The organism is Ligilactobacillus sp. Marseille-Q7487 (assembly GCF_949152225.1).
In the GTDB taxonomy this organism is placed as follows: domain Bacteria; phylum Bacillota; class Bacilli; order Lactobacillales; family Lactobacillaceae; genus Ligilactobacillus.
On the sequence record NZ_CASCJC010000001.1, the window covers coordinates 1003983 to 1025854 of the forward strand.

Here is a 21872-nt window from a genome sequence, read left to right on the forward strand (position 1 = left end):
AACACCTCTACTTTTAATAATTAGACAAATCTGAAAGGATCGGTATTTAACGTTGAGGTATACAACTCAATGTCCCAAGCCTCTTGTTGCTTCCATTGACTGAATTTTTGCGTTAAACGTTCCTTGCAGACTTTTTCGAAATGATGACCAGGGTCTATCACGCTTAAGCCACTAGCCAAGATATCATGTCCTACATGATATGATACATCACCAGTCACATAAATGTCAGCCCCTTTTAGCAAAGCATTTGAATAAAATTTCGCTCCACTGCCACCTAAGACTGCCACCGTGTTAACTTTCTTGTCTAAATCAGCACTAATTAAACGCAAGCCCTGTAAACCCAATACCTCTTTACAATACTTGGCGTATTCCAAAACAGTTAATGGATTTTCAAAAGCGACTTTTCCGACTCTACCCATGCCATATTTTTGGCCGAGTCCTTCGATTTGATATAAATCAAAAACGACTTCTTCATAAGGATGATTAGCATACATTGCCGCTAAAACCTGATTTTTCAAAGATTTAGGACAAACGACCTCGACTTTTTCTTCTTCAACCGCGCTAACTTGACCAGCTTGTCCAATAAATGGTTGAGCTGCATCACTTGCACTAAAGCGCCCGGTTCCTGTTTGTGAAAATGAACAAGCACTGTATTGTCCTAAACGACCAGCACCCGCATCAGCTAATGCTTGCCGCAACTGTGCTGCCTGTTGCTTAGGCACATAAACCGCTAGTTTATACATCTCTTCTTCTCTTATTGGCAGTAGTGCTTGGCAATCAACTAGATTTAATTCTTCAGCTAGCCAATCGTTCATTCCACCATTAGCATTATCTAAATTAGTGTGAGCTGCATAAACTGTAATATCGTTTTTGATTAATTCGGCATACATTTTGTTTTGCGGTTCACTTAAATCAAATTTTTTGACTGGTACAAACATCGCTGGATGATGTGCAAAAATAAAATCAATACCGTTTTCCAAGGCTTCTTGTACAGTTTCGGGACGCACATCTAATGTAATCATCATCTTTTTAACTTCTCGATTCAAGTCTCCTAACTGCAAACCAATCGGATCACCTGGTTCAGCCATCCATTTAGGCGCAAATTCTTCGAAGCGTGCCACGATTTCCTTAACTTTCACCATTTAAAACACCTTCAATCAAAGTTATTTCCTTTTGTAGCTGCATCTTTTTAGCAAGCAAATCTCCTTTAGCATTTTCAAGTTGAGCTAATACTTTCTTTTTCTTTGTCAATTCTTTATGCCACTTCGCTTGGAAAACTTCACCAACCTTGGTTAACAAGCATGGGCCAAATAGTAATTCTTTAGGCGTATATATTACAGTATCACGGGTATAGCATGCCACAATTATTTCGTAAATATGACCGTCTTCTGCGATGATTTCTTCTGCTTCAATACGATAATTATTAGCACTCAACCAATCACGTACATTTTTTTCACCTACATTAGGTTGTAAGATCAACAAAGGATGATGTGCCAATTTCTCTTTACCAGCTGTCAAGATCTCACAAATTAATGGCCCGCCCATTCCACAAATTGTAATCGTATCAATTTGATCATCTGCTTGAATTGCTGCTAAACCATTAGCCAAGCGTGCAGTAATTTGTCCGCTCAATCCTTCTTTTTGGATTTCATTTACAGCATTTTGATATGGCCCTTTAACCACTTCACCAGCAATCCCAAAACTTATTTGTTCTTGCAATGCTAAATAGGCAGGCAAATAAGCATGATCCGAGCCAATATCAGCTAAACGAGCTCCTTTAGGTACATATTTTGCAACTGTTAATAAGCGTTGTGATAGATTTTTTGCGTCCATAATAGCCTCCTTGCAAAAAAGACAGCTAGCCTTAAGCAAGCTGTCTTAAACATTTTTATTCTAAGAAATCTTTTAATTGTTTTGAACGTGATGGATGACGTAGCTTACGTAATGCCTTAGCCTCAATCTGACGGATACGTTCTCTGGTAACGCCAAAGACCGTACCAACTTCTTCTAATGTTCTTGTGCGTCCATCGTCTAAACCAAAACGTAGTCGTAAAACATTTTCTTCACGGTCTGTCAAAGTTTCCAAGACACTTTCAAGTTGTTCTTTAAGCAATTCATAAGCCGCATGATCAGCTGGACTCGTTGCATCTTGATCTTCGATAAAATCACCTAAATGTGAATCATCTTCTTCACCAATTGGTGTTTCTAAAGAAACAGGTTCTTGTGCAATCTTTAAGATATCACGCACTTTATCTGTTGGCATATCCATTTCTGCACCAATTTCTTCTGGAAGTGGTTCACGTCCTAAATCTTGTAACATTTGTCGTTGAATTCGAACCAATTTGTTAATCGTTTCAACCATATGCACTGGAATACGAATCGTTCTTGCTTGATCCGCAATCGCACGTGTAATAGCTTGACGAATCCACCATGTTGCATACGTAGAAAATTTGAAACCTTTGCGATAATCGAATTTTTCTACAGCTTTCATCAAGCCCATATTACCTTCTTGAATCAAATCTAAAAATGACATTCCACGCCCCACATAGCGCTTGGCAATTGACACTACTAAGCGTAAGTTTGCTTCTGCCAAACGTTGCTTAGCTTCTTCATCGCCTTCTTCGATTCTCAAAGCCAAGGCTGTTTCTTCATCGGCTGTCAACAAGTTTACTCGTCCAATTTCTTTTAAATACATTCTTACAGGGTCATTAATCTTTACACCTGATGGCGCAGAAATATCTTTAGCTTCACTTTCAGCTGCAATTTCTTCATCACTAGCAGCCTTTAAGGCTTCTTCAGTTGGATTACCATTTTCATCAACTACTGAAATGCCTGCATCTTCTAAGCGATTAATTGTATATTCGATTTGTTCGGCATCCATTTTTAATGGATTAATCATCTTTTTAGCTAACTCATCATAAGTGATTTCTTTTTTAGCCTTATAGCCTTGAACCGTTTCACGTAATAATTTGTTAAAAGCGACTTCATCTAATCCACTCATCATTTTCTTTTCTTCTGCCAAAGATATTACCTCCTTAAATTGCCAATTGAGACTCACGCTTTACTGACAATTCAGTTATTTTTTCCAACAAACGTCTTCGTTTTTCTTCATCGGTTGTTTGGCCAACCTGATTAATCAATTCATTTATTTTTTGTTCAATTAAACTCTTAGCTATGACCCCTAAACAATCATTTATCTCTTCTAGAGTTGATGTTGGTGGATAGTCATTTTCAATATCAATCTCAGTGATCAATTCTTGTAAGGCCTTGTCTTGAACAACATCAAAAAAGACTGCTGGTTGATATTCTGCATATCTTTTAAAATAGCTTTGAGCCAAGATATATAACACTTGGTATTTTTCATGAACAAAAATAAAATTCTCTAACTCACTAATCTTTTGATAGATTTCTGGTTCATGTAAGATACGATATAATAACAATTCCTCTGCTTTTTCTACTTGCGTTTTTTGCGCATATCGTGGCAATGGTTGTTTAACAACGATATCTTTTTCTTGAACCGTCTTTTGTTTCACAACAAATTTACTTAATCTCTGCTCTAAACTAGCCTTGTCTAACTTAAACCGCTCAGATAAACGATTCAAATATAACATTCGTTCCATTGAATCTTTAACATTAGCTAACTGCTCCAAAATATCATTGATATATGCTAGTTGTTCTGTTTCATTGTTTAAGTTACGTCCACGTTCAAAATAACGCATATAAAATGCCATTGGACTTTCAGTATGCTCATTGAGCGCTTGTTGAAAGGCTTGTTCACCATACTTTTTAATGTATTCATCAGGATCAAGTTTTTCTGGTAAACTAACTACTTCTAACTTAAATTTACCTATTTTTTCTAACAAACTCAATGCTCGTTTAGTCGCTTGTTGTCCAGGATCGTCACCATCATAACAAATCACAACGGTATCCGTAAACCGACTCAATATCGCGATTTGTTGTTCTGTCAAGCTTGTCCCCATCGAAGCAGTTGCATTCTTAATTCCTGCACGATAAGCGGCCAAAACATCCATAAATCCTTCACACAAGAGCGCTTTTTTTTGTAAACGCATTGCTGCTTTAGCCTTATCCATGTTAAATAGCAATTCACGTTTATTAAAAATCTTAGTTTCTGGCGAGTTCAAATATTTGGGCTGATTATCACTAGGAGTTAATTTACGTCCTGAAAAACCAATAATTTGTCCAGTCATATCTTTTAAGGGAAACATCACGCGATCAATAAAACGATCATGTAAACTTCCATCTTCTCTCTTAGTAAACAACCCACTGGCTTGCAAAAGCTGTTCATCAATTTGTCGCTCTTTGAAAAATGGAATTAAAAGCTTCGTACTTGGTGCATACCCCAATTCAAACTCTACAATCAATTCATCACTTAACCCACGCTCATGTAGATAATTAAGTGCTTGTTCACCAATTTGGGTGTTAACTAAAACATGGTGATACAATTGAGCGGCTTGTTTTTGAATATCTTTTAACTTGGTATATTCTGATGTCGCTTGAACAGAATAGGCATTTTTTAACAAATACTTCGTGGAAACCTCTACATTACCAAGTTCTGCTACTCGCCGAAAAGCTTCAACAAATCCCAGTCCTTCGATTTCCATCATAAACTTATAAACATTGCCCCCACGATGACAAGAAAAACAATTAAAAATTTGTTTTTCTTCATTAACAGAAAAAGATGGGGTCTTTTCAGCATGAAAAGGGCAAATTCCAAACCAATTGGAACCTTGCTTTTTTAGCTGAACGTATTGACTAACGATGTCTAAAATATTTACCTGCGAACGAACTTCATCTAAAACCTCGTTTGGTATGTTTTGAACCATTGCCTCACCCCTGTTCATAAACGACCAAGCATAGAAAAGCCGCACCAAAAGCGCGACTTTCACTAACGTTAAATTACATAATCATATTTAATTATATGCCATTTTTCTTTTTTTTTCAACAAAATCAGTCTTTAATTTTAGAAGTTTTCTAAAAAATACTGCATATTTTTTATGTTTCCCATTATAAATAACTTCTTGCTTAACATAAAAAAGAAACGTCTTCTTGAAGTAAATCTTGTTAATCACTTCATCGTTTTAGACGTTCCCTTTCTCATTATTTTAACTATCCTTATCTTTTAAGCTAAGGATAATTTATTTTGCATTTTCTTCATCCGTCTTTAAAACTGCCATGAAAGCTTCTTGTGGAACTTGTACTGTACCAACAGCTTTCATCCGTTTTTTACCACGTTTTTGTTTATCTAATAATTTAGCCCGGCGATCTGGATCACCAGTATGAATCCGTGCGGTAACATCTTTACGGTAAGCCTTAATATTAGTACGTGCAATAATCTTAGCACCGATTGCAGCTTGAATTGGAATTTCGAAGTTTTGACGTGGAATAATCGTTTTCAACTTATCGGTAATCACACGTGCACGTTGTTGCGCAAATTGCCGGTGCGCAATGAAACTCAACGCATCAACACGATCGCCATTTAACAAGATATCAATCTTAACTAAATCACTGCTACGACTGCCGTCTAATTCATAATCAAGCGAAGCATAACCGCGTGTACTTGATTTTAATTTATCAAAGAAATCAAAAATAATTTCTGATAATGGCATATCATAAACCACATTTACGCGGTAATCATCTAAATATTCCATTGTCACAAATTGACCGCGTTTACGTTGACACAAGTCCATCACAGCGCCGACGTATTCATTTGGCACCATGATTTCCGCTTTAACAAACGGCTCGTTAATTTGGCGAATCATCGGTACTTCTGGCATCTGAGCTGGATTTGAGACCTCAACATGACTACCATCAGTTAGTTCAACATCATACGTAACCGATGGTGCTGTCGTAATTAAATCCATGTTAAATTCACGTTCTAGCCGTTCTTGAACAACATCCATGTGTAATAAACCTAAAAAACCACATCTAAAGCCAAAGCCTAAAGCTTGGGATGTTTCTGGTTCAAATTCCAAAGCCGCATCGTTTAGTTGTAATTTTTCCAAGGCTTCACGTAAGTCGTTGTACTTGGAATTTTCAGTTGGATATAATCCTGAAAAAACCATTGGATTCATATCACGATAACCAGCTAATGGCTTTTCAGTTGGATTTAACGCATTAGTTACTGTATCACCGACACGTGTATCTTGAATATCTTTGATACTTGCAGTTAGATAGCCTACATCGCCAGCCATCAAATAATCACGTTTCAATGGTTTAGGTGAGTTAACCCCGACTTCGACTACATCGTATTCGGCACCACTATTCATTAAACGAATCTTATCACCAGGTTTAACCGTTCCTTCAACAATTCGTAAACTTAAAACAACTCCACGATAATCATCATAAACTGAGTCAAAAATCAAAGCTTTAAGTGGTGCTTGCAAATCACCGGTTGGTGCTGGAACCTTAGCGACGATTTGTTCTAACATTTCTTCGATTCCTAGCCCTGTTTTGGCCGATGCTAAAACCGCCTCTGAAGCATCCAACCCAATAATGTCTTCAATTTCTTGGCGCACTCTTTCGGGTTCAGCCGACGGTAAATCAATCTTATTAATTACAGGTAAAATTTCTAAATCATCGTCGATAGCCAAATAAACGTTTGCTAAAGTCTGCGCCTCAATCCCTTGCGCTGCATCAACTACAAGAATTGCCCCTTCACACGCTGCTAAAGAACGCGACACCTCATACGAAAAATCGACGTGTCCAGGAGTGTCGATCAGGTGAAAAATATAGGTTTCTCCATCTTTAGCTTGATAATGCAATTCAACAGCGTTTAGTTTAATAGTGATTCCACGTTCACGTTCTAACTCCATCGAATCTAAAAGTTGATCTTGCATTTCGCGCTTAGAAACCGTATCGGTCATTTCTAAAATCCGATCAGCCAAAGTTGACTTTCCATGATCGATATGAGCCACAATCGAAAAATTTCGAATATGTTTTTGACGCTCTTTCATTTCTTCTAAATTCATTTAGCCTAAATTCCTACTTTCATTCAATATCTCTAACTATTAATTATAGCTTTATTCAACAGGCGCCGTCAAATCTCTTTAGATAAAAAGGTGCGATAATTTTTAGTGCCAAAAAACAAACATATAAAAGTTAAAGCAAAAAGCCCTCCGTACTAGAAAACCAGTAAGGAGAGCTTAAAATTAATAACTTTAATACTCTATCAGTCCGCTACCAAAGAACCGAAAAGTATTGGAAAAACTAACTTCCCAACACTTTTAATCATTAAAGTTTACCGTTTTTTAAACGATCGAAAAACGATCCTTCACCTGTTGTTTTTTCACCTGAAGCTTCTGCAAATTCTTTTAACGCTTCTTTTTGCTTCTTGTTTAATTTCTTAGGTGTGATAATCTTGACAGTGACAAGTTGATCGCCGTTGCCATTACCACGTAAACGAGGAGCTCCTTTACCACGCAAACGGAAAGTTGTCCCAGTTTGTGTTCCAGCTGGAATTGTTAATTTAACATCACCGTGTACAGTTTGAACTTGAATTTCATCACCTAAGGCAGCTTGAACAAAACTAATTGGTTGATCAAGATAGATTTCTGAACCGTTTCGTTTGAAAATTTCACTTGGAGAAACAGTAAAGACAATGAATAAATCGCCATATGGTCCACCATTTGTCCCAGCTTCACCTTGGCCTTGATAACGAATTTGGTTACCATCTTCAACACCGGCAGGAACCGTTACTTCGATTGCATGGTGTTCTTGAACATGTCCTGTACCATAACAAGTCGTACATTTATCCTTGATTTCTTTACCAGTTCCATGACAAAGATCACACTCTTGTTGTGTCATAATTCGGCCAAGTGGCGTCTGGCGTTGAACTTGAACAAAACCACGACCACCACATTTTGAACAGGTTACTGGTGAAGTGCCAGCTTTAGCGCCAGAACCACCACAAGTCTTACATTCAGCTTCACGGGTATATTCAATCTTAGTTTTCTTACCAAAGATTGCTTCTTCAAAAGTTAGATGCATCTCATATTGTAAATCACGCCCTTGACGTGGTGCATTTTGGGAACGTCCACTTGTAGCACCGCCACCAAAAAATGAACTGAAAATATCTTCAAAGCCACCGCCGCCAAAACCACCAAAGCTACCATCAAATCCGCCATTACCAAAGCCACCAAAGCCTTGAGCATCTGTCGAACCGAATTGATCATATTGTGCCTTTTTTTGTGGATCACTTAATATTTCATAGGCATCGTTAATTTCTTTGAACTTTTCTTCTGCCCCAGCTTCCTTATTTAAATCGGGATGATATTTTTTAGAAAGCTTGCGATAGGCCTTTTTTATCTCATCAGCCGACGCGTCCTTAGATACGCCCAAGACTTCATAAGGATCTCTTTGTGCCATCTTATATAATCCTCCATCATTTTAATACTAGTCTAGCTTACCATATCGTTAGCTAAATAAAAAGTCAAAGTCCCAAACGGGCTTTGACTTTTTATCATTAGCCTTTTTTTGACTACTTATCGTCTGGGTCTACTTCTTTAAAGTCACCATCAACGGTTGTGTCATCTCCATTAGCAGATGTAGCATCTGGATTTGCTTGACCTTGAGCAGCTTGTTGCGCTTCTTGTGCTTGTTGATAAAGTTTTACAGATACTTCTTGAACTTCTTTCATCAAGTCATCTTTTTTGGTCTTCATTTCTTCAAGATCATTAGCTTCTTGCGCTTTCTTCAAAGCATCGCGTGCTTCTTCAAGTTTCTTGATTTCATCAGCTGAAACTTTATCTTTAACTTCTTCTAAAGTCTTATCTGTTTGGAAGAGTAATTGATCAACTTCATTACGTAAATCAACTTCTTCTTTACGCTTCTTATCGGCAGCTTCGTTTTCCTTAGCTTCCTTAACCATACGTTCGATTTCTTCATCTGATAAACCAGAAGAACTCTTAATCGTAATCTTTTGTTCTTTGTTTGTGCCCATATCCTTAGCTGAAACATTTACAATACCGTTTTTATCGATATCAAATGTTACTTGGATTTGAGGAATACCACGTGGTGCTGGTGGAATATCCGTTAATTGGAAGCGACCAAGTGTCTTGTTATCTGCTGCCATTGGACGTTCACCTTGTAAAACATGGATATCAACGGCTGGTTGATTATCAGCAGCTGTTGAGAAGATTTGTGATTTAGATGTTGGAATCGTTGTATTGCGATCAATTAACTTGGTAAATACGCCACCCATAGTTTCGATACCTAAAGACAATGGTGTAACATCAAGTAAGACAACATCTTTAACATCACCTGTGATAACCCCACCTTGAACTGCAGCACCTAAGGCAACTGCTTCATCTGGGTTAACTGATTCATTTGGTTTGTGGCCTGTTTCAGCTTCAACAGCTTCTTTAACAGCTGGAATACGAGTTGAACCACCAACTAAGATAACTTCATCGATATCAGCATTAGTTAAACCAGCATCCTTTAAGGCATTACGTACAGGAATCTTTGTTCTTTCAACTAAGTCAGCTGTTAATTCATTAAATTTAGCACGAGTCAAAGTTGTTTCCAAGTGTAATGGACCAGCTGCACCAGCCGTAATAAATGGTAAGGAGATTTGAGCTGAAGTTACACCTGATAAATCTTTTTTAGCTTTTTCAGCTGCATCTTTCAAACGTTGCATAGCCATCTTATCAGATGAAAGATCAATACCATTTTCTTGTTTGAATGTAGCAACTAACCAATCAATAATCTTGTTATCAAAGTCATCCCCACCAAGATGTGTATCACCATTTGTAGAAAGAACTTCAAAGACACCGTCACCTAATTCAAGAATAGAAACATCAAAAGTCCCACCACCAAGGTCAAAGACTAAGATTTTTTCATCTTTATCAGTCTTATCTAAACCATATGCTAAAGCAGCTGCAGTTGGTTCATTAACAATTCGTTCAACTGTTAAACCAGCAATTTTACCAGCATCTTTAGTTGCTTGACGTTGTGAATCATTAAAGTAAGCAGGTACTGTAATAACAGCTTGAGTAACAGGTTCACCCAAGTAAGATTCAGCATAATCTTTAATATATTGTAAAATCATTGCTGAAATTTCTTGTGGTGTATATTCTTTACCTTCAATATTTACCTTATAATCTTCACCCATATGGCGTTTGATTGAGGCAACCGTGTTAGGATTTGTAATTGCTTGACGTTTAGCAACTTCACCAACTTGTGTTTCACCGTTTTTAAAGGAAACAACAGATGGGGTTGTTCGATTACCTTCTGGATTTGTAATAATTTTAGCTTCTTTACCTTCAAGAACAGCAACTGCAGAGTTTGTTGTTCCTAAGTCAATACCAATAATTTTTGACATACTATTCAACCTCTTTTAAAATTATTTTTTTACTGTGCAACAACGACCATTGCTGGACGTAAGACACGATCTTTTAACAAATATCCATCTTGGAAAACTTCCACGACAGTTTCTTTTTGACTATCTTCACTAGCTTCAACTGTTTTAACGGCTTGATGAAGCGTTGGATCAAATGGTTGACCTAAAGCTTCAATCTTAGTAACGTTATTGTTAGTCAAAGCATTATTCATATCATTTGCAACCATCTCAATACCACGTTTTAATTGTTGCGAACCTTCATCACTAACTTCAATGCTTAGTGCACGATTTAAATTATCAATCACTGGCAAGATAGCCTTAGCCAAAGCTTGCCCTTCGTATTTTAATAATTGTTCTTGCTCTTTTTTGAAACGAGTATGCATATTAGCCATTTCTGCTTGAGAACGTAAATACTTATCTTCCATCTCAGCATATTTCGCTTCTAGTTGTGCAATCTTTTCATTTGCTTCTTGCATTGGATCTTTTTCTTGAATTTCTTGGGTTTTTGTTTCTGTAGCTTCTTCTTGTTCATTAGCTACTTTTTGTTCTTCTGCCACTTCAACACCCCTTTTCATTAAAAACTATTGTAATAATTGGTAAGTCGCCTAGACAACTCATTTCTAAATACATCTAACAGGCCAATCATCTTGGAATACGGCATATTTGTCGGTCCCAAAATTGCGATTAATCCTTGACCATTATTGCCATCATTATAGGTAGCAGAGATTACACTATAATCTAACAAAATATCATTCGTCAACTCACGTCCAATTTTAACAGAAATATCATCATCAAGACGTCCCAATAACGAATTCAAATCAGTTTTATGATCAACCAATGAATACAATAACTTGATTTGTTCAAGATTATCACTATTCACTAAGTTTAGCAGGTTCTTTTTACCACCAACATAAACATGTTCACGTACGGCTTTTTCTAAAACATTGCCAAATACCTCGATAAAACCTGCTGGTTGGTGCAAATAACGCTGTAACAACGCCATATTATTTTGCAAGTGCGCCTCGATTTGATTCAATGGCAAGCCAACCAGTTGATCATTAATCAATCTGATCACGGCTTCTAACTCATCGCCACTAATGCCTGCTGGTAGGTTAAAAATTTGATTTTCAACCGTTCCATCACTCGTTACCATCAGCAACATCACTTGTTGACTTCCAAGCGGTACCATCCGAAATCCTTCTAAACGAAGTTCTTGTGAACCAGGTTTTAAAGAAATTGCCGTATAGTTTGTCAAATCAGACAAAATCCGCGCCGAGGTTGCCACAATCTCATCAACCTTAGAAAACTCACTATCAAAAGAAGTACGAATATTTCGCAATTCTTCTTGATTAAGCTTACTTGGTTGCACTAAGTTATCAACATAATAACGATAGCCAAGCAAAGAAGGTACCCGCCCCGAACTTGAATGTTCTTTAGCGATATAACCAGCTTGCTCTAAAGCGGCCATTTCGTTACGAATCGTTGCTGAACTCACGTGCACTGGTAATTGCTCTTGCAACTTTTTAGAACCAATTGGCTGACCGATATTTGTATAATCTCGGATGATCGCTTCTAAAATCAACAACTGTCGTGGTGTCAACATCACAATCACCTCTTTTTTAGCACTTGATGTATTAGAGTGCTAAGTCAATTATTAATATACACGAGTTTTCATTAAACGTCAAGAATAGTCAATCTTTTTTTTGAAAATATTTCACAAAAAATAAAATATCGCCTAGTCCCCTTTTACTTGAAGTTCCTAAGCGATATTTAATTAATCTTTTTGATTAACAATCTTTTGATAAACTTGTGCAGTTAACAAATAGACGCCTAAATATAATAAACTCAAACACCCAAAAACAATTAAACTGACTGTTATAAATAGTTTTTGATCATACAAAGAAAAGATTTTCATTACACTGATAATCGCTGGGAGTGCACAAGCCGTATTAAGCCCACTCCCTAATAACGGTAATAAAAAGACTGCCAAAACTTGACCAATAATTGTTTTTTTGGTTTCCTTACGACTTAAACCAACCTGTTGCATTGTTTGGAAACGTTGGCGATCAGCATATCCTTCAGATAATTGTTTATAGTAAATAATAATAACAGTCGTCAAGCCTAAAGCAACACTCACTAAAAAGCCTACAAATAAAAAGCCACCTGTAAATTGTTTAAAGAAATCACGCATCTCAGCTTTAAACGAATACTGTGCCGATACTAATTTGAAGTTTTGAACTACTGCTTGTACAAATGATTTTTGATTTGGTAAACTACCAGCTAAATTAAATAATTTTAAATAAACATAATCATTATTTGAGTTAGGCAAAATTGAGTCCTTTTGATGATGTTTGCTAAAGATTTTATCAAGCTGTTGTTGATCTTTAACAACTAAAAAGACCGGTTGAAAAATTGAGTGGTCATAATTAATCGCTAATTTAAAATCTTTAATTTGTTTAATTTTTAACTTATGACTAGCAACAGTTAATTGCTGGCCTAACTTTTCATTTGGAGCATAGATTAAAGCTTCATTTTCTTTTAGCTGATAATTGGTTTGTTGCATTTTGTTATATTGGGCAAGTGTCAAGCCTGCTAGTTTATAAATTGCTGTAGAAAAGTTTTCTTCCACAAAGCGATTACCTTGAAACTTTCCAATAAGTGGTTGCGCCAAAGTCAAAGCTGTTTCATCAGTAATTTTCACCTGTGATTTTTTAGCTAAGTCATTTAGCGTTGTTTTTTGCGCCGGTGTCAAATCTTGGGGCAAATTCAAAACAACTTCTGTTGGATTCCAAGTTGCAAGTGCTTTTTGTTGTCCTGCATATAAACTAATCGTTGATATCATCACTACACAAACTGATGAACATAATAAACAAATCGAAGCTAAGCCTGCGCCATTTTGTTTCATTCGATACAACATGCCTGAAAGAGAAATAAAATGTTTTGGATTATAATAATAATTAAGACGCCGTTTTAAAAATTTTAATAGGACAATACTAAAGCTAATAAAAACTAAATATGTTCCTAAAACAACTAATAAAATTGCCAACATGAATTTATTAATTCCTGCCATATTGGGCTTAGTTGTTATCGCTAAATAATAACCCCCACTTAAAATCACAATACCTAAAAGGCCTAATAAAATATTTTGTTTAGGTTCTTTTTCAGGTTTTTGGGCACCATGCCAAAGTTCAATCGGATTAACACGCCAAACATAAAAGAGATCCTTTAATAATAAAAGCAGATAGATTCCTGCGACATAAGCTACATTGATTCCTAATACATCTAATTCAATAGTACTACTTAAACCATCCAAGCCAATAATGCGTTGAAAAATTAAGAAGAAAAACTTAGAAAAAAGGATTCCTATACTTAAACCAATGGCAACTGTTGCTAAAAGTAGACAACAATTCTTTAAAAATTGAAAGAGGTATAAATCTCCTTTGGCAAAACCTAACATGTTATATAGACCTAATTGTTTTGCTTCAATTGTTTTTTGCGTATTATTAATATAAAACATAAAAAACAAACCAATTAAAGCAACAAAAGAAATCCCTAAACTTGCCGTTGTTGTAATTGTTGCTCCTTGTTGTAGCTTTGCGAGACTAGGATTTTTAAAGATTGACCAAAAAATATAATTCAAAGCAGTCAAAATACTAGCTGAAAAAATAAAAGGACCATAAATTTGTTTATTTTTAAAGAAACTTTGTAAAACTAGTTTTAAATGTAACATCATTTAAGCCCCCTTAATTATTCAAAGCTAAGAGACTTTGCGAAATTTTTTCGAGATATTGTTTTCGACTCATCTCACCTTTAAAAAGTTCATGATAAATCTTACCATCTTTAATAAAAAGGGTCCGTGTAGCATAGCTAGCAGCTTTAGCACTATGCGTTACCATCACGATTGTTTGCCCGTTTTGATTAACTAATTCCAATAATTCGAGCATCTTAGTTGCTGTAGCCGAGTCCAAAGCCCCAGTTGGTTCGTCAGCCAAAAGCAGGTCGGGCTGTGTAATCAAAGCTCTAGCCGCCGCAATCCGTTGCCGTTGACCACCTGAAATTTCATAAGGATAGCGTTCCAATAAATCTTCAATCTGTAAAATTTTAGCTAGCGGTTTTAGACGTTTATGCATCTCAGCTGGCTTAGTCTTAGCTAAAACTAAAGGCAAGAAAATATTGTCTTTATTATTAAATGTATCTAATAAGTTAAAGTGTTGAAAGATAAAGCCTAGGTGTTCTCTTCTAAACTTAGCGGCTGCATTTTCTTTTAGTTTTTGTAGATTATTTTCCTTTAAGAAAATTTCTCCACTTGTGGGTTTATCTAAGGTCGCAATTATGTTTAAAAGCGTCGTTTTACCTGCGCCCGATTCACCCATAATAGCGACAAATTCTCCTTCTTGAACCTCAAGATTAATGTCTTTTAAAGCTTCAACTTCAATACTACTTTCATCTGTAAAAACTTTACGTACATGTGTTAATTTTAAAATACTCATTTTTTGTTACCTCCTAATTGATAACTCAATTATAAAAAGGTTTCTATCATACTAACAGTTACGAAGCAGATAGAAACCTTACAATTTGTTATTTTAGTAGTAAGTCTTTTTTTAAACTTAATGCAACACACGTACCTTGCTTAAGAACAGATGTTATTTCTAATTTTATCTCTAAGGCTTGACAGACCTTTTTGACCATAAAAAGTCCCATCCCTGTCGCTGAACCATATATACGTCCATTTTGTCCCGTAAAGCCCGCTTCAAAGATACGTGGTAAATCACTGGCAACAATCCCAATCCCTTGATCTTGTAATATTAGCGTTTCATCTTGCCATTTAAAAGTAATCTGGCGATGTGATGGACTATATTTGATAGCGTTTAGCAATAGTTGTTCAATCACAAAACCTAGCCATTTAGCATCACTAATAACCTTAACACTTACTAACTCAACTTTAATTCGAATATCTTTTTGAATACACAAAGGTGCACATTTATGGATTTGCTGCTTCACTAATTCACCTAAATCCAACTTGTTAAAAGCCAAATCATGATTAAAATCAGCTAATCGTTCATTGGTCAAAAGCATTTCTAATTGGTAATTAGCTTGACGTAATTGCTGTTGTACACTAGTAGCATCCAATTGCTCATTAGCTTGAGCTAAAAGATTTAAAGCTGTTAGTGGTGTTTTAATTTCATGGCTCCACAAACGTAAATAGTCGCTTCTGGCAGTTTCTTTTTGGCTTACTTTTTGCATTAATTCTAAATAGTCTAGTTGATAGTGCCTCATGGCTTGATAGTAGGCTTGATCTAATAAGCCTTTAAAATCTTGGTCATCTAATTCCTGTAAGTTGCGCAACTTTTGTAGCCATAAAATCCGCCGATAAATCTTAGTTGCAAAATAAAGCCAAATAATCAAAATAAATAAGCTACTAAAGCGCAAAACGTCACCTAAAACCACCTTGGGCAAAGTATATAAATGCCATAGTATCAGCAAAAACGCCATAATAACTAGATAGATAAGCAACACATAGCCTTGGTCTAGCAGAGCTTGACAATATAACTTAAATTTATTCATCTTTTTTGGCAATGCGATAACCTCGTTTTCTCTCCGTAATCAATCTTTGTCCTAAATCTAAGGAAGACAACTTTGCACGCAAACGACTCAAATTAACATTTAAAGCATTTTCATCGATAAATTCGTTTCCCGCCCATAAGACTTGCATGATTTTTTCTTTAGTGACCATTTGTCCATTAGCATTAAACAACAAGCGTATAATCAAAGCCTCTGTAGGCGTTAAGCGTAAACTTTGTTGTTGTTTTGTCAATGTATTAGTCAACAAATTGAGCTGATAATCTTCAAAAACTAAAATTTGTTCAAGATTTTCGTTAGGCGCATACCGTTTAAGCAACACCTTAATTTTAGCTAACAATACATTTAAAGAAAACGGCTTAACAATATAATCATCTGCACCTAAGGCTAGTGCCATTACCGCATTAGGATCGAGCTCCCCGCCCGAAACAAACAAAATCGGCGTCTTTGTAAAAGTCCGGATCTTTTGTGTCCAATAAAAGCCATCAAATGTCGGTAAGGTTATGTCCATTAAAATTAGATCTGGTGCAAAATTTAAAGCCTCGTGATCAACATTTTGCCAATCTTTCACGCTGGCCACTTGATAATTCCATTTTTCAAGTGTTTCCTTGACTGTTGCGATGATCATTTGGTCATCTTCAATTAAAAAGATTTTTGCCACAAGCACACCACCTTACTTTAAGCCAAAATACTTTCTACCTACAATTTCATCATTTTTTAGTTGCTTTATTAGTTCATCTACCGTTTTAAATTTTACAGTTGGGCGAAGATAATGACACCATTTTACGACAACATCTTGTCCATAAACATCTTGATTGAAATCAAATAAATAAACTTCCACCGTTAATTGACGATCATCACCAAAAGTTTCATTATGTCCAATGTTAGCTACTCCATAATACCAATTATCAGCAACTTTTGTTTTAACTGCATAAACACCGGTTGCTAATAAACGCTGGTCTTTTTCATAAGCAATATTTAACGTTGGAAAACCTATTGTCCGCCCACGCGCATCACCATGAACAACACGACCACCAAATTGATAAGAATAACCTAACAAAAAATTAGCCTCTTGTAGATTCCCCTCATCAATGGCTTGTCTGATTCTAGTTGAACTAATTCTGCCTTGCTGGTCTTTTTTATCTGGAACTGCCACAATTTCAAAACGTCCTTGAGCATAGTCTTTTAACGTCGTCATATTAGCAATTTGTGGCTTGCCATAAGTATAATCGCTTCCCGCAACTACACATTTAGCATGCAATGCAACCATATATTTATCGACAAATTCTTGTGGTTTCATCGGCACTAGATTTTGATTAAATTCAACTACATAAGTGATATCTACACCTAATTTGGCAAATAATTCCAGTTTAGTCGGTGTCTTAGTTAGATAAGTCACTGTTGCTTCATCTAAATTTTGATAAGCTAATTTAGGATAACGATCAAAAGTCATCACTGCTAAAAGACAGTTTAACTGCTTAGCCTTTTGTTTTGCTGCTAAAATCACCTCTTGATGACCCAAATGAACACCATCAAAAAATCCTAAAGCTAACACAATTGATTGATTAACAATCTGCTCTTTAACATAAGGTTCCGCTAAATTTATTACTTTCACATTAACACTTCCTTACGTCAAGTCTATCATTTGTTCTGGCTGATAGCGATCTTTTTTTTCGTTGTAGCAATAAACACAGCGAACCTTACCACCATAAAATAACGCCAGTTTAGTTACAATTTGACCTGAATTGACGTATTTAGGACTTAAAAAGCCTCCATTTTTGACAAAACTCCATTGCTTAGCATCTAACTCATAGAACGTAAAATCAGTCAAAGCATGTTCAATTGGTTGTAGCTTAGTTTGTAATTGTTCTTCACTCATTTGTGCTAATTGTTCTAAGCTTACCGCTTGTCCAATTCTAAATCCTCCGCTTTTTAAGCGTGTCAAGTCTGACATCACAGCCGCTACTCCTAATTTTTTTCCTAAATCAACTGCTAATGTGCGAATATAAGTTCCGCGTCCACAAGCTACTTCAAAAAAGATAGTTTGTTGTTGTTGTTCTTCGTCAAAGATAGGTGCTTTAGTTTGCTTATAATATTCAACATAAATCTTTCTTTGTGGTCTTTGAACCGGATCGCCACAACGAGCATAATCATATAAACGACGCCCATTGACTTTTACCGCCGAATACATAGGTGGAATTTGAATCATCTCACCTGTCAAACTTTGCATTGCTTGCGTGATTTCTTCACTGCTAAATGGTGTTTTTAGCGGTGTTTCTTCAATAATTTCACCATCTAAATCTTCAGTTGTTGTTGCAAACCCTAGCGTGATTTGTCCTTGATATATTTTGCCAGAATCCATCATATAATTAACTACTTTAGTTGCCTTACCAATACAAATTGGTAAAACTCCATCAACATTAGGATCTAACGTTCCAGAATGACCTACCTTTTTGGTTTTAAAAATTTTACGACACTTAAAAACAGCATCGTTACTTGTCATGCCCCGCTCTTTATATAAAGGGAGAATTCCATCCATATCTTTTTCCTCTCATCTCAAAAATAAAAGGAGACCAGAAATTTCCAGTCTCCTTTTGAAAGCAAAGTGCTAAACGGCTATATGCTATCGCCGCTTAAAATTCACCGGAACGATGCAATTTATTTAGCAATTCATCGATATGATCGCCATATTGAACCGAGGTATCGCGTTCAAACACGATTTCCGGCGTTACATATATGCTCAAGCGATGACCCAATTCACGCCGAATTAAGCCTGTTGCTTTTTCCAAACCTTGTTGTGTCTTTTTAGCATCGGAAGCCAAATCAGATAAAATACTGTAATAAATCTTAGCGCGTTGTAAATCACCAGTTACTTCTACTCCGGTAATCGTCACACCATAAACACGCGGATCGCGCACACGCTTTTGTAAGATATCATTGACTTCACGTTGAATTTCTTGTGATAACCGACCAACACGATACTGCTGAGCCATATATTTCCTCCTTAAAATGTAAAACACTCTCTATACTTATTGCACAGGAACTTCTTCCATAACATAGGCTTCGATTTGATCGCCAACCTTAATGTCATTGTATTTTTCAACCATCAAACCACATTCGTAACCTGATTTAACTTCTTTAACGTCATCTTTGAAGCGTTTCAAACTTGCAAGAGTTCCTTCATAAACTACAATACCATCACGGATGACACGCACACCACTGTTACGTTGAATATAACCTTCTGTAACATATCCCCCACCAATTGTACCAAGCTTAGATACCTTGTAAGTTTCACGAATTTCAACTTGACCGGTAATTTTTTCTTTAAATTCTGGTTCAAGCATACCTTTCATCGCAGTTTCAACTTCATCGATAGCCTTATAGATAACGTTATGCAAACGAATATCAACACTGTCATTTTCCGCTTGGGATTTAGCTAATGGAGTTGGACGCACATTAAAACCGATGATAATTGCATTTGAAGCTTCTGCTAAGGTTACATCACTTTCATTGATTGCACCAACAGCTTGGTGAATAATGTTAACACGAACACCTTCAACATCAATCTTTTTAAAACTTTGAGCCAAGGCTTCAACAGAACCTTGTACATCAGCCTTAATAATCAAAGCTACTTGTTTTAGTTCGCCTTCTTTAAGCGTAGCAAACAAGTTATCCAAAGTCACATGACTTGTTTGACTTCTTTCAGCTAATAAAGCTTTTTCAGCACGTTTTTCACCAGCGGCACGTGCTGTCTTTTCGTCATCAAACGCAACGAAACGATCACCTGAATCTGGCACGCCATTTAAACCAGTGATTTCTACTGGTGTTGCTGGAGTTGCCTTTTTAATCACCTTACCACGTGCATCTGTCATTGTTCTAACACGACCAAATGTATTACCAACAACAATTGGATCACCAACTTGTAAAGTACCTTGTTGAACTAATAAGGATGCAACCGAGCCTTTACCTTTGTCTAAACGTGCTTCAATAACAGAACCTGCACCGTGTTGCTTTGGATTAGCCTTTAATTCAAGCATTTCTGCTTGTAATAAAATCATATCTAAGAGTTCATCAATATTTTTGTTAAATTTAGCAGAAATCTCAACAAAAATTGTATCCCCACCCCAAGCTTCTGGAATCAATTCATATTCCGATAATTGTTCCATGACATGGTTTGGATTAGCACCTGGTTTATCAATTTTGTTAACAGCCACAATAATTGGTACTTGTGCAGCTTTAGCGTGGTTGATAGCTTCAATTGTTTGTGGCATCACTCCATCATCTGCAGCTACTACTAAAACAGTAATATCAGTAATATCTGCTCCACGCGCACGCATGTTTGTAAACGCAGCATGTCCTGGTGTATCTAAGAAAGTAATAATCTTGTCACCTTGTTTAACTTGATACGCACCAATGTGTTGTGTAATTCCACCAGCTTCACCTTCTGTAATATGAGAATTACGTAACTTATCTAGCAAGGTTGTTTTACCATGGTCAACGTGACCCATAATAGTCACAACTGGTGGGCGTGATTCTTGATATTCAGTATTATTTTGTTCATCTTCAAAGAATTTATCGATATCAGAAACATCAACTTCAACTTTTTCTTGTGCTTGAATACCATAATCAGCCGCTAAAATTTCAATTGTGTCCTTATCAAGAGATTGATTTTGGTTAACCATCACACCCATCATAAACAACTTCTTGATAATTTCTGCTGGTTCACGATGAATCTTTTTAGCAATATCAGCAACATTCATTCCCACAGTATAAACTAAAACTTCTGGCAATGGCTTATTTTTACGTTGTGGCAATTGTGGTTTATTTACATTTTGATTGCGCTGATTTTTCTTGCCACCTTTTTTATTTTTCTTTCCACCAAATTGGTTGTTACTTGCGGTGTTATTGAATTTACCTTTACCGCGTCCATTATTACGATTATTATTGTTATTATTTTCCATCTTTTTCTCTGCATGCCTTTCATTATTTCTTTGGGCATCGCTTGCTTGGGCTTTTTTAGCAGCTAATTTTGCTTTAGCTTGATGATTGCCGCTAGCTTGCACTTTTGCAGTTGCTTTTTTATTGTCTTGCACTGCTTTTTTTGTGTTTTCTTTTTTAGGCTGTGGTGCAAATATTGCACGTAATTGCCGTTCTTCATTTTCGCCAACGACAGACATATGATTACCAACCTTAAAACCTTTTTCTTTAGCAGCGGCAATTACTTCTTTACTCGAAATATTTAGTTCTTTTGCCAATTCATAAATTCTTTTTTTAGCCATTATTTTGTCCTCCTTGGCACATCTCCCATCGCTTGCCCAAAGCCGACGGGAAGTCTGCTAAAAGACAAGTAATGTTTGAATTTTTTGCGCAAAGCCTTTATCAGTTAATGCTACAATCGTCCGTTTTTGTCCAATTGCTACACTTAATTCGACTTGATTGAATTCTTCACACAAATCAACCTGATAGCTTTGACATTTATCAGTTACTTTTTTGCGGGTCGCTTGTCCACAGTCACTAGCCATCAATACTAGACTTAATTGACCATTGCGTAATTTTTTTAATACCATTTCTTCACCAGCAACTACCTTACCCGCGCGGCGTGCTAATCCTAATAAGTTAAGAATCTTTTGTCTATTTTCCATTTCCGAATAATTCTGCCCGTGCAACTTGATGATCAACATAAGCGATTAATTCTTCATAAAAATCATCTGTTATTTTTATTCCAAATGCCTTATCAAATGTTTTTTGTTGTTGTGCTTTCTTAGCTGTTGCAACATCTAAATGAATATATGCACCGCGTCCAGCTTTTTTACCTGTTGGATCAATGCTAACTTCATTTTCCTTATTTTTAACAACACGTACTAATTCTTTTTTAGGTTTCATTTCACCTGTCACAATATCTTTACGCATTGGTATTTTGCGTTGCGCCATTTGA

19 protein-coding genes are annotated in these 21872 nt (G+C 36.2%); all 19 read right to left on the reverse strand.

Annotation, left to right across the window (positions count from 1 at the left end; translation table 11 throughout):
• Positions 1-20: 20 nt before the first annotated feature.
• Positions 21-1142, reverse strand: coding sequence for a Nif3-like dinuclear metal center hexameric protein (locus QM017_RS04995; protein ID WP_178196613.1), 1122 nt, complete (start codon positions 1140-1142; stop codon positions 21-23).
• Positions 1129-1833 carry a tRNA (adenine(22)-N(1))-methyltransferase TrmK gene (locus tag QM017_RS05000; protein WP_282709045.1) on the reverse strand — a complete coding sequence of 235 codons (705 nt, stop codon included), beginning with the start codon at positions 1831-1833 and terminating at the stop codon, positions 1129-1131. The genes QM017_RS04995 and QM017_RS05000 overlap by 14 nt, the downstream gene beginning before the upstream one ends.
• A gap of 55 nt (positions 1834-1888) precedes the next feature.
• Positions 1889-3004, reverse strand: a complete 1116-nt coding sequence (gene rpoD, locus QM017_RS05005) for an RNA polymerase sigma factor RpoD (protein WP_178196640.1) — start codon at positions 3002-3004, stop codon at positions 1889-1891.
• Positions 3005-3035: 31 nt separating this feature from the next.
• Complete coding sequence (gene dnaG / locus QM017_RS05010) at positions 3036-4844, reverse strand: DNA primase (RefSeq protein ID WP_282709046.1); 1809 nt, start codon at positions 4842-4844, stop codon at positions 3036-3038.
• 312 nt (positions 4845-5156) lie between these two features.
• Positions 5157-6989, reverse strand: a complete 1833-nt coding sequence (lepA, locus tag QM017_RS05015) for a translation elongation factor 4 (protein WP_178196607.1) — start codon at positions 6987-6989, stop codon at positions 5157-5159.
• Between the two features lie 262 nt (positions 6990-7251).
• Positions 7252-8385: a molecular chaperone DnaJ gene (gene dnaJ, locus QM017_RS05020; protein ID WP_282709047.1), complete on the reverse strand. Its 1134-nt coding sequence runs from the start codon at positions 8383-8385 to the stop codon at positions 7252-7254.
• Between the two features lie 112 nt (positions 8386-8497).
• Positions 8498-10339 (reverse strand): molecular chaperone DnaK, encoded by a 1842-nt coding sequence (dnaK, locus tag QM017_RS05025; protein ID WP_178196603.1) that lies wholly within the window; start codon positions 10337-10339, stop codon positions 8498-8500.
• 29 nt (positions 10340-10368) lie between these two features.
• The gene (gene grpE, locus QM017_RS05030) at positions 10369-10932 is read right to left on the reverse strand and encodes a nucleotide exchange factor GrpE (RefSeq protein ID WP_282709048.1); all 564 of its coding nucleotides are present in this window, start codon (positions 10930-10932) and stop codon (positions 10369-10371) included.
• Positions 10932-11960 (reverse strand): heat-inducible transcriptional repressor HrcA, encoded by a 1029-nt coding sequence (gene hrcA, locus QM017_RS05035; protein ID WP_282709049.1) that lies wholly within the window; start codon positions 11958-11960, stop codon positions 10932-10934. The genes grpE and hrcA overlap by 1 nt, the downstream gene beginning before the upstream one ends.
• A 171-nt stretch (positions 11961-12131) precedes the next feature.
• Positions 12132-14087 (reverse strand): FtsX-like permease family protein, encoded by a 1956-nt coding sequence (locus QM017_RS05040; RefSeq protein WP_282709050.1) that lies wholly within the window; start codon positions 14085-14087, stop codon positions 12132-12134.
• A gap of 13 nt (positions 14088-14100) precedes the next feature.
• Positions 14101-14847, reverse strand: coding sequence for an ABC transporter ATP-binding protein (locus tag QM017_RS05045; protein WP_282709051.1), 747 nt, complete (start codon positions 14845-14847; stop codon positions 14101-14103).
• An 88-nt stretch (positions 14848-14935) separates the two neighbouring features.
• Entirely contained in the window at positions 14936-15934 is a 999-nt protein-coding gene (locus QM017_RS05050) for a sensor histidine kinase (RefSeq protein ID WP_282709052.1), read from the reverse strand.
• On the reverse strand, positions 15915-16598 hold the full coding sequence (locus QM017_RS05055) for a response regulator transcription factor (protein WP_282709053.1): 684 nt from the start codon (positions 16596-16598) through the stop codon (positions 15915-15917). Before QM017_RS05055 ends, QM017_RS05050 begins: the two co-directional genes overlap by 20 nt.
• A 12-nt stretch (positions 16599-16610) precedes the next feature.
• Complete coding sequence (ribF, locus tag QM017_RS05060; protein WP_282709054.1) at positions 16611-17552, reverse strand: riboflavin biosynthesis protein RibF; 942 nt, start codon at positions 17550-17552, stop codon at positions 16611-16613.
• A gap of 12 nt (positions 17553-17564) precedes the next feature.
• Positions 17565-18476 carry a tRNA pseudouridine(55) synthase TruB gene (truB, locus tag QM017_RS05065; RefSeq protein WP_282709055.1) on the reverse strand — a complete coding sequence of 304 codons (912 nt, stop codon included), beginning with the start codon at positions 18474-18476 and terminating at the stop codon, positions 17565-17567.
• Between the two features lie 94 nt (positions 18477-18570).
• A complete protein-coding gene (gene rbfA / locus QM017_RS05070) occupies positions 18571-18930 on the reverse strand; it encodes a 30S ribosome-binding factor RbfA (protein ID WP_178196585.1) in 360 nt (119 codons plus the stop codon).
• 36 nt (positions 18931-18966) lie between these two features.
• A complete protein-coding gene (gene infB, locus QM017_RS05075; RefSeq protein ID WP_282709056.1) occupies positions 18967-21216 on the reverse strand; it encodes a translation initiation factor IF-2 in 2250 nt (749 codons plus the stop codon).
• Between the two features lie 57 nt (positions 21217-21273).
• Positions 21274-21579 (reverse strand): YlxQ-related RNA-binding protein, encoded by a 306-nt coding sequence (locus tag QM017_RS05080; protein WP_282709057.1) that lies wholly within the window; start codon positions 21577-21579, stop codon positions 21274-21276.
• Positions 21569-21868: a YlxR family protein gene (locus QM017_RS05085; RefSeq protein WP_178196579.1), complete on the reverse strand. Its 300-nt coding sequence runs from the start codon at positions 21866-21868 to the stop codon at positions 21569-21571. The genes QM017_RS05080 and QM017_RS05085 overlap by 11 nt, the downstream gene beginning before the upstream one ends.
• Positions 21869-21872: the final 4 nt, after the last annotated feature.